This is a genomic window from Thalassomonas actiniarum, from assembly GCF_000948975.2.
Classification (GTDB): Bacteria; Pseudomonadota; Gammaproteobacteria; order Enterobacterales; family Alteromonadaceae; genus Thalassomonas; species Thalassomonas actiniarum.
Genome location: NZ_CP059735.1, coordinates 4,371,551 through 4,389,790, shown reverse-complemented (window position 1 = coordinate 4,389,790; position 18,240 = coordinate 4,371,551). Strand labels below are relative to the sequence as shown.

Annotated in this window: 16 protein-coding genes; 8 read left to right on the top strand and 8 right to left on the bottom strand. The window is 47.8% G+C overall.

The annotated features are described in order from the left end of the window. Positions 1-41 precede the first annotated feature (41 nt). Positions 42-491: a hypothetical protein gene (locus SG35_RS19055; protein ID WP_236702627.1), complete on the bottom strand. Its 450-nt coding sequence runs from the start codon at positions 489-491 to the stop codon at positions 42-44. A 351-nt stretch (positions 492-842) separates the two neighbouring features. Here SG35_RS19055 and SG35_RS19050 point away from each other — a divergent pair, with 351 nt between their 5' ends. Together SG35_RS19050 and SG35_RS19045 are read left to right on the top strand one after the other, a co-directional pair. After that, positions 843-1,382: a hypothetical protein gene (locus SG35_RS19050; protein WP_044833991.1), complete on the top strand. Its 540-nt coding sequence runs from the start codon at positions 843-845 to the stop codon at positions 1,380-1,382. 68 nt (positions 1,383-1,450) lie between these two features. After that, complete coding sequence (locus tag SG35_RS19045) at positions 1,451-2,020, top strand: LON peptidase substrate-binding domain-containing protein (RefSeq protein WP_044833990.1); 570 nt, start codon at positions 1,451-1,453, stop codon at positions 2,018-2,020. 70 nt (positions 2,021-2,090) lie between these two features. On the opposite strand, the gene SG35_RS19040 is transcribed toward SG35_RS19045, so the two are convergent. Next, on the bottom strand, positions 2,091-3,176 hold the full coding sequence (locus SG35_RS19040; protein WP_053043181.1) for an HDOD domain-containing protein: 1,086 nt from the start codon (positions 3,174-3,176) through the stop codon (positions 2,091-2,093). A 204-nt stretch (positions 3,177-3,380) separates the two neighbouring features. Continuing rightward, positions 3,381-4,301 carry a LysR family transcriptional regulator gene (locus SG35_RS19035; RefSeq protein ID WP_044833989.1) on the bottom strand — a complete coding sequence of 307 codons (921 nt, stop codon included), beginning with the start codon at positions 4,299-4,301 and terminating at the stop codon, positions 3,381-3,383. A 99-nt stretch (positions 4,302-4,400) separates the two neighbouring features. On the opposite strand from SG35_RS19035, the gene SG35_RS19030 reads away from it, so the two are divergent. Next, complete coding sequence (locus SG35_RS19030) at positions 4,401-4,643, top strand: DUF2798 domain-containing protein (protein WP_044833988.1); 243 nt, start codon at positions 4,401-4,403, stop codon at positions 4,641-4,643. A 188-nt stretch (positions 4,644-4,831) separates the two neighbouring features. On the opposite strand, the gene SG35_RS19025 is transcribed toward SG35_RS19030, so the two are convergent. Beyond that, complete coding sequence (locus tag SG35_RS19025) at positions 4,832-5,029, bottom strand: hypothetical protein (protein ID WP_044833987.1); 198 nt, start codon at positions 5,027-5,029, stop codon at positions 4,832-4,834. 245 nt (positions 5,030-5,274) lie between these two features. Between SG35_RS19025 and SG35_RS19020 the strand changes: the two genes are divergently transcribed. Continuing rightward, positions 5,275-5,784, top strand: coding sequence for a GNAT family N-acetyltransferase (locus SG35_RS19020; RefSeq protein ID WP_160298321.1), 510 nt, complete (start codon positions 5,275-5,277; stop codon positions 5,782-5,784). Between the two features lie 379 nt (positions 5,785-6,163). Here SG35_RS19020 and SG35_RS19015 read toward each other — a convergent pair whose 3' ends face one another. After that, positions 6,164-6,592 (bottom strand): organic hydroperoxide resistance protein, encoded by a 429-nt coding sequence (locus SG35_RS19015; protein WP_044833575.1) that lies wholly within the window; start codon positions 6,590-6,592, stop codon positions 6,164-6,166. A 119-nt stretch (positions 6,593-6,711) separates the two neighbouring features. On the opposite strand from SG35_RS19015, the gene SG35_RS19010 reads away from it, so the two are divergent. Continuing rightward, complete coding sequence (locus SG35_RS19010; protein ID WP_044833576.1) at positions 6,712-7,167, top strand: MarR family winged helix-turn-helix transcriptional regulator; 456 nt, start codon at positions 6,712-6,714, stop codon at positions 7,165-7,167. A 71-nt stretch (positions 7,168-7,238) separates the two neighbouring features. Here SG35_RS19010 and SG35_RS19005 read toward each other — a convergent pair whose 3' ends face one another. The 3 genes from SG35_RS19005 to SG35_RS18995 all read right to left on the bottom strand — a co-directional run bounded on the left by SG35_RS19005 (position 7,239) and on the right by SG35_RS18995 (position 10,415). Further along, positions 7,239-8,309 (bottom strand): choice-of-anchor A family protein, encoded by a 1,071-nt coding sequence (locus SG35_RS19005; RefSeq protein WP_044833577.1) that lies wholly within the window; start codon positions 8,307-8,309, stop codon positions 7,239-7,241. A gap of 175 nt (positions 8,310-8,484) precedes the next feature. Then, positions 8,485-9,315, bottom strand: coding sequence for a hypothetical protein (locus tag SG35_RS19000; RefSeq protein WP_152646666.1), 831 nt, complete (start codon positions 9,313-9,315; stop codon positions 8,485-8,487). 71 nt (positions 9,316-9,386) lie between these two features. Beyond that, entirely contained in the window at positions 9,387-10,415 is a 1,029-nt protein-coding gene (locus SG35_RS18995) for a LacI family DNA-binding transcriptional regulator (RefSeq protein WP_044833579.1), read from the bottom strand. Between the two features lie 232 nt (positions 10,416-10,647). Here SG35_RS18995 and pgi point away from each other — a divergent pair, with 232 nt between their 5' ends. From pgi to SG35_RS18980, 3 genes are all read left to right on the top strand, one after another. Continuing rightward, positions 10,648-12,303 carry a glucose-6-phosphate isomerase gene (pgi, locus tag SG35_RS18990; protein ID WP_044833580.1) on the top strand — a complete coding sequence of 552 codons (1,656 nt, stop codon included), beginning with the start codon at positions 10,648-10,650 and terminating at the stop codon, positions 12,301-12,303. A gap of 347 nt (positions 12,304-12,650) precedes the next feature. Next, a complete protein-coding gene (locus SG35_RS18985) occupies positions 12,651-15,326 on the top strand; it encodes a TonB-dependent receptor (protein ID WP_053043124.1) in 2,676 nt (891 codons plus the stop codon). A gap of 180 nt (positions 15,327-15,506) precedes the next feature. Further along, positions 15,507-18,227, top strand: coding sequence for a family 20 glycosylhydrolase (locus SG35_RS18980; RefSeq protein ID WP_044833581.1), 2,721 nt, complete (start codon positions 15,507-15,509; stop codon positions 18,225-18,227). Positions 18,228-18,240: the final 13 nt, after the last annotated feature.

The window sequence follows — 18,240 nt, the reverse complement described above, 5'->3', positions numbered from 1 at the left end:
TGAAATTTAGTCTGTAATTCCTTATATGCATGATTGACTTTTTACTCTGCCGCCAGCTTATGTGGAGATTTGGCTTCGATAGCCTCCCGGTAGTGCATCAAAGCATCTTGGTAGTTTTGTACCGCTTTGAGGAAGCCGCTGACCCGATCGCCGTGAAAGCTGGTGGAAGCCCCGATAGAACCGACACCAAACTCGTATAGTTTCTTTCTTAGTTCAGCAAGGGCTAATACATTTTCACTGCCAATAGACAATGAAAGATTAGCAAGGTCCCGGGAAATATACATAGGGGCAAGCTGGTTCAGGGCGCTTAACCCGGCCACGTTCGAATTGTTATGGCCAGGGGAGGGAGGCTCTAGCAAGTAAGGGGTATTGCCAATAGCAAATTCCGGTGTGCGGCCATGAATATCTTTAAGCTGGTTAAGCTCTATGCCGCATTGTTCCTTAAAGGCCTGGCGGCTTAACAGCTGGTTGGTGAGAATAATTTCACTCATGTCAAAATCCTTTTCAAACTGAGTTATCGTTCGCTTGTTTTTCAGTATAGCCGGGGCCGGGTAATTGACCTTGGCTTTATTGTCGTCTCTTTATCTTTATTCCTTTGTGCCGCCTGTTTTTTGGCTGATGTTATTACAGCATAATTGTTCGATAAATAAACGGTTTTTATCCTGGAAATACTGTCTTGCAGCTGATTTTTCGGGTATCGCTCAACCGCTGTTCTATTGTAAAGCTCCTGTGCCTTTTTCGCCTTGGTTAAATATGGCGGTAGCATTGACGCAGTCCAGATAGCCTTCTACGCTTTTTGACAGTATATGCCTCCCTCTCACTGCAGCAGCAGGAGTGATATCATGAGCGGTTATTTTAAAGATAATGATCCCATGAGCTTTAGCAGTCAAATTTCGGTGTTATTCCCTAAAACCGGCATTTCACTAACAGGCCTGCCGCATAATATCTATGCCATTATTTCAAGGTCGGAATATGACAAGCTCAGTAGCGATAAAAAATTAGCGGTAGACACTAAAGTACTGACCAGAAACCAGGCGAATACTTATGCCAATTTATTTCGGCGGGCGGCGGCACGTAATACCATTCCCTGGATTTTAGGGCCGGCGGGTTTGCTGCCCGGTGTCGGCACCGTCATTAGTATTACCACCTCAACTCTTGATGGTTTATACCGGCTTGGGGGAGCCTCTGCTATTTCCGCTGGCTGTATGGCGGTATTAATGGCCGAAGGCGGACGTTTTACCAAGTACTACTCCCTGGCAATAGACCCCAGCCACGGTGAATTGCTGGTGATTATGGTGTTTTACCACGTCAGCATAGGTAAAGAAAACCGCATGTACGGGGTGTACTCGGCAAAATATGCTTTGGAAGTAGAGGGGGGGTAATCATTAGTATTTATTTCTCCGGTTGCCCTAAAAACTCGTATGCTTAATATAGCAAGGCTTGGGTTTTAATGATGAAGATACCGGTTTTTCCTTTACCCGTTTATTTGCTGCCCGGCGGCATCACCCAGCTGCGGATATTTGAGCAGCGTTACCTGAATATGGTGAAAAATGTCAATAATACCCACGGCTTTGTCATTGCTTATGTTTTAGAGAATGCCCGCATGAGCAAGTGGGGCAGTTGGGTGGATATTATCGATTTTGACAGCGATGAAGAAGGCCTGCTTAATATTACCGTTAAATGTCAGGGCCTGGTGTCGATATTGGCTACCACGAAACAAGCCGATAAACTTTTATATGGCACGGTTACTCCCATGGAGCATTGGCAGGAATCAGCCGACCGGCAAGACTGCCATTTTTTGCAGCAGCAGTTAAAGTGGTTGTTTAACGAATATGACGCCCTGCTGCAGCTGTATCCTACCTGCTATTTCGAGCGTGCCGACTGGGTATGTGCCCGTTGGTTAGAGCTGTTGCCGGTTAAATTTGAAGATAAAAGCTTTTTTGCCCGCCGGGACAGCTTTCATATGGCGGTTTCTTTTCTTAACGCGCTTTTGGGGAGTGAAAGCAAAGCCTCCGGGTAGCGGCACGTTTTGGTATGTTCTCGCCCTGATAAAGAACATACCTGTTTGTTGTTAAGTGACTTATCGGATATTAATCGCAACTCACGGTTTCAGCCTGTAAGAATTTATCCAGGTATTGCTTTGCCTCATCACTGAAAAGTAAACTTTCTTTGGCCTGTTCCATAGCGGTTTGTTCTATATCGCCGTGCTCAAAGCGGATGATTAATTCGCTGATGATGTTGGCTTCATAGATATAACAGGCAATGGGTTTCTCCGCTAACAGCGACTGGAGCATAGCAGCTTGGGATATTTTTTCCTGCCATACCAGGGTCTCTAAAATGCTCTTTGGCATATGCCAGTACCTGGCGATATGGGTGGTCAGTTTTTTTGAATTTTCATAGAGCAGGTTCTTAAAAGCAAAGGTGTTTGGCTGGCAGTCGGGGTGGGTATAAGAGAAGGCTTCCATCAAAAGTTGAAAAATAATCATATTGCCCAGGTTGCAAATTAAACCGATCAAGTAGCCTTCTGCAGCGCCTTGTTTATAGGGAGACTGGCTGATGATTTCTTTGGCTATTTGCCCGGTAGCCAGGCTGTGCTGCCATATCTTGTGGCCGTATTGCTGGAAATAGATGGTTGGCTGCGGCGTGAGTTTATTGATAAAACCGTTGATCACTCCCTGCATCAGGCCGTTTTGGCCAAGCAGCATAAAAGCGGATTTCAGATCGGTGACATCTTTATCGCTGCGATTATAAAAGGATGAATTTGCCAGCTCTATGACTTTAGCGGCAATAACCGGCTCTTGCCGGATCAGCGCTATCAGGGCATTGGTATCAAAGGCGTGACCATCATTAAGCTGGCTAATGATCTTAGTAAGTGAGGCTGGCAACAGGGGCACAACTTTTAAAATAAGTTTCGGCATTTCCAGTAATTTTTGTACTTTCTTGGTGATGAACAAAGAAAGTTCATCGTGTTGCTCGCTGTGTTCGCTTTGCCCGAATAAAACATCGTAAAAGGCTTTTTGATGTGCCTCTTCGGCTGACATCAAATGGATGGCGTTTGATGTAGCTTCAGGGGCTTCTTCTTGTTCAACCGGCCGGGTATCTTCAAAATAATAGAAATTGGGCTGGTTGCTGTCGTCGGCGGATGGAAACAGGCGTTTAATGAGGGCATGAAACATAGACAGGTGATCCTTAGTGATTAAATGATGGTGCAGGCCGCCGGTATGGCATAAACAAGCATTTATTGTCCGCTTTCTCTTTAGAGTGTAGTCAGCTTTTATCGCCCTGTAGTATTAATTGAGCGCAGTAAACTGTTGCGGTAAATAACGGGGGATCTGAGTCGGTGTTTTGATTGTCGGGGGTTATGAGCACCGGCAACAATATCAGGCAGAGGTTAAATCCGGCACCTGACCTTGCAGGCCAGGCATGCTTTGCACATAAGCCGTTAAATGATCTATTAACAGTTTCGCCCTGCGAGTCAGTAACTTGCCGTTGCCCCAGATAAGATAGATGTTTCTGTCCATACCGGCCCAGGCGGGTAATACCTGTATCAGCTGCCCCCGGGTCAGCTCAGGGGTGATTTCGCTTACCGGCAGCAGCGAAATGCCGAGTCCTTCAAGGGTTAACTTTTTGATCAGGCTTAATTCGTTGGCTATGGCCCTGGGAGTCTCGGGGTGGAAGTTGAACTGGGACTTATCGTCTTTATTTTGCAGCGGCCAGTTTTTCAGGTAAGAGCCGACGACAAAAAGGTGGTTGTCCAGGTCTTCGGGGGTTTTGGGAATGCCGTAGCGGTCAATATATGATTGGGATGCAACCAGTATAGTTTTAACCGAGCCGATACGTTTTTGATACAGCTCAGAGCTTTGCTGCGGACCAACACGCACGGCAAAGTCGGCCTGGGTGGCCAAAAAGTTATCCACTTTGTCATCTAAGATAAACTCCAGCTCAATCTCTTGATATTTTGCCATAAAAGTCGACCACACCTGGTTGAGGGGGCCAATGGCAAGGTTGGTTGCCGCCAGTAAGCGAATTTTTCCCGATAATTCATTCACCGAGCTTTCAAAAAGGTCGGTCCGCTCCTGCAGGGATTCCACCAAATAACTGCAGTCATCGAAGAGTTTTTTCCCCTCAAGCGTTAACTTAAACTGACGCGCCGAACGATTAATCAAGCGGCATTTTAATTGCTGCTCCAGCTTTTGCAGCCGCCGGGTGACCGTTGCCGGGGGAAGGGCTTGCTGTAAGGCCGCTTTGTTGAGGCTACCTGCTTTGGCTATGTGCACGAATAAGGCTAAATCATCTAACATCACAGTTCCATTTTTGGAATTTAAATTTGATATTATGCTGATAGTTATGACTTCGTCAATTGTGTAAACTGGTTAAACAGTCTGCAAGTGGAAGTTATTATGAAACAGCGTATGCTTTCTTCAGTTTTGATGTCATTTATTTTGTCTTTGCTTATGACCTGCTGGATCACCTTGCTCAATATAGGTTTGGTCGAGCAATTTGCCTCAAGGTGGCTGCAGGCTTTTAGCCTGGCCTGGCCGGCGGCGGCACTGATCTCTTTTATTTTTGCGCCGGGTGTGCAAAAAGTAACATCGAAAATCTTGTCTTTAAGTCAGGGGCTGTTAGCCAATCAAGGGAAATAACATCGGGTTGGCGGTGCAAAAGCCGAATGTGCTTTGTTGGCCGTTGCTGCGCTTTTGGAAAAGGTTGTTCGTTTCTGTGTAGAAAAATAATGCCGGCCCGGGCCGGCATTTAACTTTACGTTCAGGTTTCAGGTAAAGATATCAGCCGATAGCATTAAAAAACTGCTTGCCTGATATGCTTAAAATCATTAAAGGCATCGCTCGATTTGCGTACAGCCTACCAGAGGTGAAGAAGGTCTCTGGCACCAGTAATCATTGGTATTTTGGCAGAAGGCTTCTGACTCAGGTCCGCGGCCACCGCCTACTTGGGGGGTCATCGCTGCAGGCAATGCTTTATTGTCTTTAGAAAGATTTTTCAGTTGTTTTTTATTTAGTTTTAGTTTCATGACACTTCCTTTTTTTGTTTATTATTTGCACTGACAATATACGGCAGAGGTCAAGGAATGCACAGTTTATATATGTAACAAAATATTAACCTAAATAAACAATGTTTTTACATTGGGCTGCTCACCACAAGCCTGATTAAACACAGAAACTTACGGTGATTGCCTTAATCATGTCAAATCATTGAAATAAAATGGTTAAATGTTATATTGCGTCCTTGAAAATACCTGCTCCAGAGACATTATTTGTGGCCTTAGACATTAAAGTCATCGACAAAAATACCTGTGCTTTATCCTACAGAGATGCCTTACTGGCCCTGACCGTCAGGGTAGAAGCCAGTCATGCTGCTCCTTATTTATTTCCGCCGACACCTTCCTTTCTTGAAGGGATACTCGGCAAGGAGATGACCAAGGTTTTTGTCTTTGACGGCGGGCAACTTATCGCTTATGCCGTACTTAAACATTTACGGGAGTTGCCGGGTTACCTGGCCCATTTAGACTATCCCGGCGAGCACAGTGCGATGATTTATTTCACCCTGGTGCATCCGGATTACAGGGGCAGGGGGATCAATAGCCAAATTACCGCACTGCGTGTGGCCGAGGCGAAAAAAATCGGCGTCAAATACCTGTTTTCTACCGTGCATCCGGACAATACTGCCTCGCTGAAAACCCTGCAAAGAGTGGGGCTCAAGGCTATTGATAAGCGCATTATGTTTGATGAGCAGTTATTGCGTTTTATTATGTTCAGGGCGTTATAACGCCAGTGTGTTAGCAGGCTTTTATCCTTTATCGATATAAAGTCCCGCTGGCCCTTGAGGCTTTCAATCGAATATGGCAGCCCAGGGGAGCGAGCGCCAGTTTATTGCCAGAGCTTAAAAAATAATACCAATTTTATTAAATATCTAACCATCTTCGATGGTCTAAATCTCCAAGTCCTGCGTTGTTTTCAATCACAATAGCTTGCTATTGCTCAATCAAACGCCTTGCCTGCATGGATGCAGGTGCTTAGCTTTAGTCTGGAACGATAAAGGGGTTTCTTGAAAATTTATCCTCACCGAATTTTGGTCATCTACTTAATGCAATTGGTATAAGGCGGCAAGCGCCGCCCGATATAGCCGTTTTAATCTTATTTGAAGATTAAATAACCGTTAATTCCACCTCGACATTACCCCGGGTTGCGTTTGAATAGGGACAAATCTGATGGGCCTGGGCAACCAGATCATTTGCCTGGCTCTTGTCCATGCCAGCTAAGGAAACCGCCAACTTCACCGCGATACCAAAACCTTGTGCAATAGGACCTATGGCCACTTCGGCATTGATAAAAGTGTCTTTGGGCAGGGGAATTTTAGCATTGCCGGCTACGACCTTAAGGGCGCCGATAAAGCAAGCGGCATAACCTGCGGCAAATAACTGCTCCGGATTGGTGCCCGCACCGTCGTCACCGCCTAAGCCTTTCGGGGTCGACAAGGCCAGATTTAAGCGGCCATCGTCTGATTTGGCGCTGCCTTCACGGCCGCCGGTTGCTGTTGCTTTTGCTGTATATAATACCTGGTTTAATGCGTTCATAGGAATTCCTCTATGTGATATTGAATAATTTAGTTTGCATGCAAAATAATATCTGAGTGTTTTTATGATTGCAAATACTTTGTGTGCAAAATAAAATGGCAGTACTTGCAGGAGCTTTTATGACTTACGACCAACTTAAACTGGACAACCAGCTGTGTCACCGCCTATACATGGCGTCTAACGGCTTGATCCGCGCTTACCGGCCTTTGCTTGAGGCCCTAAATCTGACCTATCCGCAGTATGTGGTGATGATGGCCTTGTGGGAGCAAGACGGCATCACCATACAGAGATTATTGGAAAAAACCGTTATCGATGGTGGCGCCATGAGCCTGATTTTGAAAAAAATGCAGGAAAAAAAACTGCTGTCCATCACCCAGAGTGAAGAGGATAAACGCAAAAAATTGCTTCACCTGTTACCCGAGGGTAAGGCATTACAGGTCAAAGCAGCCGAGGTGCCGGCGAAGATACGGTGCGCCTTTCCCAATATCGCGCCGGATGAGATACAGGTATTAAACCGCTTGCTGGATAAAGTTTGTGTTGATTTAAATGCCGATGAACAAGAGGATAGCCGGTAGAAAAAATGCCAGCGGGAGAGGGCTGGCATTTTAGCTTTTGCGATAAGTTAACTTAAAGCTAAGTTAACTTATCAAGCAAAACGGAAGACCTGATTGGCTGGCTTGAATTTGAAGGGAGATAATTGCTTTCTGGCAAATACCAAGGCTAAGCCTAAGGCGAATAACAATAAACCTTCCGGTTCGGGAACCGGCGTCGTGTCCGGGGGAACCGGTTTAAACGGGTTGTAGTTTATCTGCATATTCCCCTGCCATGACTTGCCTATCACCTGGCCATAGATGGTAGACTCGTTGGCTTTAATATCAGCCGTTGGTGCCAGGACACTGCCGTATAAATCGCTGTTGAGGTTAAGCAGGTCGACATCGTCAAAGTTATACAGCAATTGCAGCGGCGGCTCGTTGTTTGCCGTACCTTTGTTAAAGTAACCGCTTAACGGGTCTGAGCTGTCAAAAGGGTTGCTGCTGTCGGTTAAAAAAACATTGGCCTGGGAAAAGTCAACGGTTGAGCCGTTGTCATTGGCGATATTGAATACCACAGTAGCATCTTCGCCCATGCCGTCGGTATTTACGTACCAGTCGGTGGCAAACATGTCCTGGCTGACATTAAAGACATAAACCTCATCTTCAAAAACCAGGTTGGGATCCAGGGCAAATTCCAGCGCCCAGCCGTGATCGATCACCGCGATATCGCTTTCTTGCGCCAGCTGGTGGGACAGGGCTTCCAGTTCGGCAAAAGCACCGCTAAAGTCAACCGGCAAATTGCTGCTGTTTTCTGTTATTGAACCTATGCTGCTTGGGCCGCCGGTAAAGGTGCCTCCCAATACCACATCGCCCAATACCGGGTTGGGCAGGGTTGCCGACTGGTAGACATTTAAACTGCCGGTGCCGGTTTTGTTGATATCGCCGCCAACGACTAAGCTGGGGCCGTCACCCATGTCGTAGTCGATGATCTGGGTGCCGATATCATAGCCGCCGTTTACGGTTAAATTACCGCCGACAGCCACCCGGCCTTCGACATCTGAAGAGGTAACTGAATAATCTTCCTTGATAAATGCATTGTATTGACTTGCCTGGCCGAAATCTATCGGTCCTGCCAAAGTTTGACCGCTGATGAGTAAGCCGGCCAACAGGGTGAGATGACGCATTGTTGCTCCTTAAATAGTGGGGGTTAGAACGGCGGCTATAATATCAGTTAACCAGTATGTTTGACAGCGCTGTCGTGATTAAGTTTTTATGAAGGGTTAACCCGGAAAGAACAATTGTCACACCTGATTTACATAAACATTGACGCTGAGATTTTACGCCGTTGATCTCTATACTTTATTTCTTCGGCAGCGGGGAGTGCTGGTTGCCAGGGAGATGATTTAAAGAAGGAAGCGAAGGAGCTGCGGCTTCTTTTAACGGGGGTAAGGTGATGATGTCGACAGTGCAGGGGTTATGCTGGCCTGAGATCTTTATCAGTAATTCCTTCAACAGTCCGCTTTTTTTGATGTTTATCATGGACAGGGTCAACTGGTTCAACAGATGTTTATGTTTGTTATGTATCCAGTGGTAACTGAACTGGCTCAGGGAGGGGACATGGCGGTAATAAATACGTTTAATGCCCGACTGGCATAATGCATTGACGGCGACCTGGTATTCTGAAAGGTAAGTGCCGTTGCCTCTTTTATTCATGATGTTAAAAGCTATGTTGTCATGTTTTACCACCTGGCACGACAAATGATGGTTAAGGCAGAAGTTTCCTATGGTGATTGAACGTTTGGTCCTGATATAGAGGTTATCCGGTTCCAGGTTGCAGTGAGCCGGTAACAGACAAAACAAACCGGCATTGACCGCCAACAGAGGTTCGGCAATTTTCACCAGGTTAGGATAAGCCTTGGCTATGGGCTCGTAGCGGGAAAACTCGGCATCTACCTGGCCTTGGTTGGCCATGTTCAAACCCCGTAGATTGGGCAGAAAAACGATAGAGGGATTTATGCCCAGCGGGGCGTATAATTGCCGGATAAAATGCTTAACATGCTCTGTGCCTAAAGTGTCGCCGATTTCTTCGTTGGCGTTGACGATAAAAGGAGCGGCATTAAGGGGAAAAGTGAATAAAAGCAGTAAGAAAACAGGAAGAGGAAAAGGCATGTCTATCCAGCTTTTATTCAAACACATACCTTAAGCCTAGCGCAAAATAGCCGGCTTTACTTATTTGCCCTGCTGCTGTTTTCTTTTTTGCCTTAGCTGCCGGTACCCGCCGGGCTTGAGGTGGAATCCCGTACCAGGAGTTGCGGCGTATATTGTCCCACCGGATTGGCTTCCCCCTGGTTGCGGGTCTGGGCAATCAGCAGGTTGGCGGCATTTTCGGCGATCTGCTCATTGGGCTGGTGCGCCGTGGTGAGCTTGGGCCAGGTTTGGCGCGAGAACGGGCTGTTTTCAAAACCGGCAATGGAGAGTTGACTGGGAATGTCCAGCCCCATCAGCCGGGCGGAAAATAATGCCCCGGCGGCGATTTCATCGTTACAGGAGAAAATTGCCGTGGGTTTGACTTGTCCCTGCATCAAACTTTTTGCACCTTCAACCCCGGATTCGAAAGAATATTCCCCGTGAATGATCAAGTCTTCGTTGATGGCCATGCGATGATCTGCCAGGGCTTTTTTATAACCGTTGAGGCGTTCAATTGTCGATTTATGGCCGGCGTCACCGGCAATAAAGGCAATCTCTTTATGGCCTAATTCAATCAGGTGTTCGGTAATGCTCATGGCGGCATCGTGGTCATTGACCATAATGCAGGGGCTGAGTTCGTCCGGTGCCAGATCCCCCGACATAATACGCACCAGTTTGACATCCAGTTCGCTGATACGCTCAACAAATTCCGGCATTTCGGAAAACGGCGGTGTCAGCACTAATCCTGCTACCCGGGATTGCTTGACCATAGCGATCACTTCTTCGGTGATATTCTCTTTTTTTGCATCACAGGGGTGGATCAAGAGTTCAAAGCCTTGTTTACGGCAGGCGGATAAAATACCGTTTTGCATATCGATAACATAATAGGCATTGGGATTATCGTAAACATAGGCAATGGAGTAGGACTTAGTGCCTGCCAGGTTACGGGCGGCCAGGTTCGGCTGGTAATTAAGCTCGGCAACGGTTGCCTGAACCTTTTCCCTGGTGGACTGGCGCACCGAAGGTTCGTTATTCATCACCCGGGAAACGGTTTTGATCGACACTCCCGCATGTTTGGCAACATCATTTATGGTAGCTTTCATCTAGGATTTAACACCTTTACTTATTCTTCTTACGTTTCTAGCCCTTAGGGTATTGCTTCTGGCGGTGTGCGGCAATCACTAATTGGTAAATGGGCATAATTTAACGCGTTATGTTTAACTTTTCTCTGCTAAAAGCGGAGATCAGTAATTATCACAAACACTGTTGACAGCGCTGTCATTTTTGCTTAAGGTAAATTTATCATTAATTTTTTATCCGTATCAGAGAGTTTTTATGCAGGCAAGACCATCACTGCCGAGTTGGCAAAAACTGACCCGTTTGGCAGGGGAAAAGAAACACCAGCATATGAATGATTTATTTGCCGCCGACAGTGAACGCTTTAACAAGTTTTCACTGGAGCTGCCGGGTTTGTTACTGGATTATTCGAAGAACCTTATCGACGATGAAACCATGTCGGTGTTGTTTGCCCTGGCCCGGGAAACCGATGTCGCTGCCTGGCGTGAAAAAATGCTGCGCGGCGATAAAATCAACCAGACGGAAAACCGTGCTGTGCTGCATACTGCCTTAAGACGGCGCAGTGAGCAGCCACTTATGGTGGACGGTGAAAATATCACTGCCCAGGTGCAGAGCCAGCTGGTGAAAATGGAAGCCTTTGTCAACCAGGTGCGCCAGGGACATTGGCTCGGTTATAGCGGCAAGCGCATCACGGATATTGTCAATATCGGGGTAGGCGGCTCTAACCTCGGTCCGCAAATGGTCACCGAAGCGCTTAAACATTACAGTGATAACAGCGTGAATATGCATTATGTCTCTAACGTTGACGGCGCCCAGATAGTGGAGATCTTAAGGCCGCTGGACCCGCAAAAAGTGCTGTTTATAGTTTCCTCGAAAACTTTTACTACTACGGAAACCTTGCTTAATGCCCGTACCGCACTGAACTGGCTGATTTCCGCTTCCTTTGATGAAACCGCGGTGGCGAAACATTTTGTTGCCGTGACCGCCAACAAAGAGAATGCCGTGAAGTTTGGCATCAGTCAGGAAAATATTTTCGACATCTGGGACTGGGTCGGCGGACGCTTTTCTCTCTGGTCCGCTATCGGCCTGCCCGTTGCCCTGGATTTAGGCTTCGATAAGTTTAAAGCCCTGCTCGACGGCGCCGATAATATGGACCGGCATTTTGTCCAGGCGCCGCCGGAGCAAAATATGCCGGTGATCATGGCGCTGCTCAGCGTGTGGAATACCACCTTTTTGGGAGCCAAATCCCAGGCGATTTTACCTTATGATCAAACCCTGCATATGCTCAGTAGCTATTTGCAGCAGGCGGAAATGGAAAGTAACGGCAAGTCGGTGTCCTGGCACGGCGATGAGCTCGATTATGCTACCGTACCTTCCATCTGGGGCCAGCTGGGCATCAACGGTCAGCACGCTTTTTATCAGTATCTGCATCAAAGCAATAATGTCGTGCCCGCCGATTTTATCGGCTCGGTCACCAGTGTCACTCCGGTGAAAGGCCACCATGAAACCCTGATGGCCAACTTCTTCGCCCAGACCCAGGCCTTGATGACCGGGGTCAACGAAGAGGAAATTTGTGCCGATCTCAAAGCCAAGGGCAGGGAGGCGCCGTATATCGATGCGGTGGCCCCCCATAAGGTGCACAAGGGTAACCGGCCGACCAATACTATTTTGCTTAAACGCATAGATCCGGCCACCTTGGGTATGTTGATAGCCGCCTATGAGCATAAAATTTTTGTGCAGGGCATTATTTTGCAGATCTGCTCCTTTGATCAGTGGGGGGTGGAGCTAGGCAAAGGACTGGCGGCTAAAATTCAGCAGGAATTACAGGCCGGGGAAACCCGGGTAAGCCATGATTGTTCCACCGAAAACCTGATCCATTATTATCAAAAAGTTTCCGGGGGCGGCGCTGTTTAAAGCGCCAAGCCGACAGATTTGGCGGGCCTGACTCTGCCGCCATCATAAAATGTTTACATCGGGTAAACAGATTTATTTACAGCTGCGTTATCTTTGATTTGCTGTTAATGCCGCCTTTATCTGGTCAAAAGATAAATTTGTGTGTATGGTAATAGTATGATTTATGACAGCGCTGTCAGTAAGCGGGTTCAAAGGGAGTCATAAGTGCTTTAGTTGGGCAGTAAAGGCTAGGGAATAAAGCCAAGCAGCAAAGCTGAAAAGTGAAGTGCTTACGGTAAAGCTTTACCGTAGGACAGAAATACAACAAAAACTTATAACATTAATATAACGTGCGTAAGGGAAAGTCTATGTCATCAAAAACATTTAATAAAAAGGTACTTGCCACCAGTATCACCATGATCCTCTCGGGTATGGCGGCGCCGGGTGCGCTGGCCGCCGATAAGGTTACGGCACCGGCGGCAAAGAGCGATAATACCGAAATCATTGAGGTACGCGGTATTCGTGGCAGCATCAAGCAGGATATCAACAATAAACGTTTCTCCAATTCCATTGTTGATTCCATTTCCGCCGAAGACATAGGCAAATTTCCGGACAAAAACGTTGCCGAGTCGCTGTCCCGTGTTACCGGTATCGGGGTTTCCCGTGAATTTGGTGAAGGGGAAAAAATTACCGTACGGGCATCCGATCCGACGAAAAACCGGACCTTGCTAAACGGTCAATATGTCGGTACCGCCGACTGGTTTATTTTGGATAATCCGAGCCGCAGTTTTAACTTTACTCTATTGCCGTCTTCCCTGGTCAGTAACCTGGAAGTATATAAGTCGCCGGAAGCGAGTCTGGATGAAGGCTCTATCGGCGGCACCGTAGTATTAAAAACCCGCAAGCCGCTGGACTTAGCCGCCCATACGGTTAATTTCAACGTTCAGCAGCAATATTCTGAAGTCTCGGAAGAAACCGATCCGATTTTTGAAGGATTATATTCCTGGAAAGATGAAAGCGAGCGTTTCGGTATTTTGATCTCAGGTTCAAAAAGTGAGCGTTTTGTTCAGCGCGAAGGCCTGGAAGTATTAGGCTGGAATCAGCAGGAAAACGGCGACTGGAACCCCAGGGTCGTCGCCGCGCCTATCTTTAAGCAGGAGCGTGAGCGCGATACCATTTTTGCCAGCCTGCAATTTGCTCCCAGCGATGAGTTCGATGTCACCTTAAATGTGCTTGACTCGAAAATGAATTCCAACAATAACAACTCCAACTACTTGTTAATGTTTAACAATGAATCGGCCGATGAAATTAGCGATGTTGTCCGTGACGGCGACAGTATCATGTCGGCTTCTGTGACCGGCGGTGAAGGGGACGTACGCTGGAACCATATCAATCGGGTATCGAAAACCGATATCAACTCGATTCATTTGGATATGAATTTCCATGCCGATGAGTACAGTATCAATGCCCAGCTCGGTACCACGGAAGCAGAAGGCGGCACCTATAACGAAACCTCGTGGGAATATACCGCCGCCTCTAACTATGATTTTGACTTAAACGGCAGACCTGAGATCAATACCCAGGTGGATCCTACCGACGGCTCGCAATTTAACGGCGGCTGGATCTGGGGGGGTAATAAACCCACCACAGATGAAGAGTCTTATGCCCAGGTGGACTTAGAGCTGCCGGTGGATTTCGGCGCTTTTACCGCCGTTAAAGTCGGGGTGAAATACCGGGATCATAAACGTACCCAGGACCGTGAAGCCTACAGCTGGCACTGGGGTCAGGCAACGGATGGCGAAAGCGCCAACTATATGAGCCAGATTTTAAACAACCAGTGTCCGACCCTGGCGGATTGCGGCTTAAGCAACGGCACCCAAAGTGTTGCCGAAGATGTGATGTCCGGTAATGTGACCGAGCAATTAAAACACAGCTCGGCCGTGATGCGGGAATTAGGTTTAGGCGATGATGCCAGTTATGCGGTACATAAAACTTTAGGGGAAATCTGGGAAGTTGAAGAAGCGAAAACCGCCTTTTATGTTCAGGGGGATTTCTCCGGTGACGGTTACCGCGGTAATCTTGGTGTGCGTGTGGCAAGAACCAAGCAAAAAGCCGCCGCTTATGCCTTCTCCTCCGACAGCGGTGGTCTGATGACGGTAGAAAATCCGGGTATCAACGACGATCTGATGCCGTCAAGCCTTGAGTGGCAGAATCAAAGCCGAACCTATACCGAGATTTTACCCAGCTTTAATTTTGCCTATGATCTGACAGGCGATCAAATCGTACGTTTATCTGCTGCCCGGGTTATGGCGCGTCCTAACTTCTCGGACATTGCCCCGATTTCGGCGCCGGGTGATTTAACCGTTGCCAACCCGACGGCTTCTGCCGGTAACCCGAATTTGGATCCCCAGCTGGCTAACCAGTTTGATGTTGCCTGGGAATACTATTTCGACGATGCCTCTTTAGTCTCGGCGACGGTTTTCTATAAAGATATCGAAAGTTATCAAACCTCGGGTACCTCAACCGAAAGTTTCTACCGCCAGCAGGATGATACCTGGGTTGAAGCCACAGTAACCCGTCCCGAAAACGGCCCGGGCGGTACCACAACCGGGGTTGAAATTACCTACCAGCAAGACTTCGGTAACGGTTTTGGTGTTGCCACCAACTATACCTATACCGATGCCAAAAATGACGGCAAGCGCGACGATAACTTATTGGGCTCAGGTTTAGTTTTGGGGGCTTCCGAGCATATGGCCAACATCACTGCTTATTATGAAAACGAAGCCTTCTCGGCGCGTTTGATGTACAACTACCGCACCGAATGGTACAAGGGTTTAAGCTCCGGCTCTGAAATTTATAACGATGACTTTGGCCAGCTGGATTTCAGTACCTCTTATACCGTCAATGAAAACCTGACCCTGGTATTGGAAGGGGTGAACATTCTTGATGAAGAAGTGGTTGAATATAACGTCGATAAAAGCCGTGTGATGTCCCGTTACCAAAATGGTCCTCGGGTGATTTTAGGGGCGAATATCAGCTTCTAATCAAGCTTATCCGGGTATAAGGTCAAACTTGTACCCGGGTAATAAGTTGATGTTTGCTAATACGCTTTATCAAGAAAAAGGCCTTTTATCGCTGTTATAAAAGGCCTTTTTTACCTTAGCCGGGTATAAAGGCGCAGCAATAAAAGTAAGTAAGACCAGAATAACGAGAACATAATAACAATGAAGAACTCCCTGTTAATCTTTTTAATGTTAGTGCTCAGTGCCTGTGGCCAAAGCAAGCAAGGTAGTGCGGATAGTGCGCCTGCTGTTTCAAGTCAAGCCGGTTTTTCTTTGCAGCAACCGACCCAGGCGGATCTCAACCGGATAGCCAGGCAACTGGAAATCAAATACCGCTTAGTCACCAATATTCCCGGCAAGCACTGCGACAAGGAGCAGGCCGATGGCAATTGCTTTGAAGTGGAGCTGAGTTTCACCGCGAAAGAGGCGATTTCGGTCAATAACTGGTTTATTTATTTCAGCCAGATAGCGCCGGTGCAATCTTTTGAAAGTGAAGAGTTTGCCATAAAACACCTTAACGGCGATCTGCACCGGATATCGTTAAAAGACAATTTTAGCGGTTTTAAAGCCGGGGAGCGCAAAACTTTGCTGTTTCGCGCCAATTTCTGGATGGTGTCTGAATCCGATGCCTTGCCCAACTATATGGTATATAGTGAACAACTTCAGGCGCGCATTATTGCCAGTACCCGGCCGGAAACAGATCCCGAGACCGGTTTGGAGCTATTGCCTTTTGTCGAGCCCATTGACGATCTTGATAAGCAGTTTAAGAAAAACAAGCAGGATGCCACCAAGTGGCTGAGTAGCAGTGACTTGTATCAGCGCAATCTCGCCCTGGGTGAAACACGCCCCGATGTCAGCAGGGTTATTATTCCCACTCCGAAACATATTACTTATGCAAAAGATAAGACCACAGGCAAGCAGCGCCTGCTCGATATCCGCCGGGGAGTCAAAGTGGACTTTGGCCCGCTGGATAAAAAATCGGTGAACGCGGCAGTAAAGCGGCTGGAAAATTTAGGTATAAGTTTTAATAACAGCGGTGTACCCCTTAACCTCAAGGTTAAGGCGGATGAAGCGAAAATCATCGGCAGCTATTCACTGAACATTACCTCAGGTGCCATTAATATCTCGGGCGTCGATGCCAACGGCGTATTTAACGGTCTGCAATCTTTAGCTTCTTTGCTGACCTTAGGAGCAAATGAGCTACCCGAGCTTTTCATCGAAGATGAGCCCCATTATGGCTTTCGCGGCCTGATGGTGGATGTTGCCCGCAACTTTCACAGTAAAGCCTTTATCCTGGATCTGTTAGATCAAATGGCGGCTTATAAGCTCAATAAGTTACATCTGCACCTGGGTGACGATGAAGGCTGGCGCCTGGAAATCCCGGGCCTGCCTGAATTAACCGATATCGGCGGCAAGCGCTGTTTTGACCCCCGGGAGCAGGATTGCCTGATCCCGCAGCTGGGGGCCGGGCCTGATCCGAAAAGCGGGGTGAACGGCTATTATTCGGTGGCGGATTATCAGGAAATTTTAATGGCTGCGAGCGAGCGTTTTATCCAGGTGATCCCGTCATTGGATATGCCGGGACATTCGCGGGCGGCAATTAAGGCGATGACCGCAAGATATAACAAATACCAGGCGCTGGAAGAATTTGATAAAGCCAGTCAGTTCCAGCTCCATGAAGTTGAAGATACCAGTAAGTATTCGTCGGTGCAGTTTTATCATGACAATACCATCAATGTTTGCCTGGAGTCTTCCTATGCCTTCGTCAAAGAAGTGATGACCCAGGTACAGGCCATGCACAAGCAGGCGGGGCAGCCGATCCGCCGTTATCATATCGGCGCCGATGAAACCGCCGGTGCCTGGACCGAATCTCCCGCCTGTAAAGCCTTTATCAGGAGCAATAATTCAGGCATCACCAAAACCGATGAACTCGGTGCTTATTTTATCGAGCGGGTGGCGGGCATTTTAGCGGACTTAGATATCGAAACCGCCGCCTGGAGCGACGGCTTAAGCCATACCCGTAAGGAAAATATGCCAAGTGTCGTGCAGGCCAATGCCTGGGGGCTCTTACCCTGGGAAGGGCATAAGCAGGCCCATGAACTGGCCAACCGCAATTGGCAGGTGGTGATTTCTACTCCGGATGTCATGTATTTTGACTTCCCTTATGAAGCCGACCCGAAAGAGCACGGTTATTACTGGGCATCACGGCATACCAATACCGAGAAAATCTTCCAGTTTATGCCGGATAACCTGCCGGTGCATGCCGAGTTCTGGTTTGACCGGGAAGAAAATCCCTTTGTCAGCGACGACACTTTTGTCAAAGATGCCCGGGGGAAATTAGTTTCAATGCCGCTGGAAAAAGGGCGCAAGTTTTTAGGGTTGCAGGGGCAGTTGTGGAGTGAAAATACCCGCAGTGACGATTTGGCAGAGCATAAAATCTTCCCGCGTTTGCTGGCGCTGGCCGAACGTGCCTGGCATCTGCCTGAGTGGGCGGTGCCTTATAATTACCAGGGTTTTAAATACAGCCGGGAAACGCAGGTCTTTGATGAACAGCGCCGCAAGCGCCGGGACAGTGACTGGGCGCTTTTTGCCAATACCTTGGGGCAGAAAGAATTTGCCAAGCTTGAGCTCTCGGATATCAGTTACCGCTTACCGACGGTAGGGGCGAAAATTGACAACGGACATTTATGGGCCAATATCGCTTTTCCCGGGCTGGGCATAGAATATAAGCTTGCCGGGAAAAACTGGCAGTTATATACCGGCCCGGTTCCCCTTGGCTATGTAGAAGATAATGCACAAGGCAATGCCGAAGCGGCTGAGGTACAGGTGCGCAGTGTCAGTAACAACGGCAAGCGGCGCGGGCGCACCACAGCTGTTCGTTAATTGCTGTTTTACC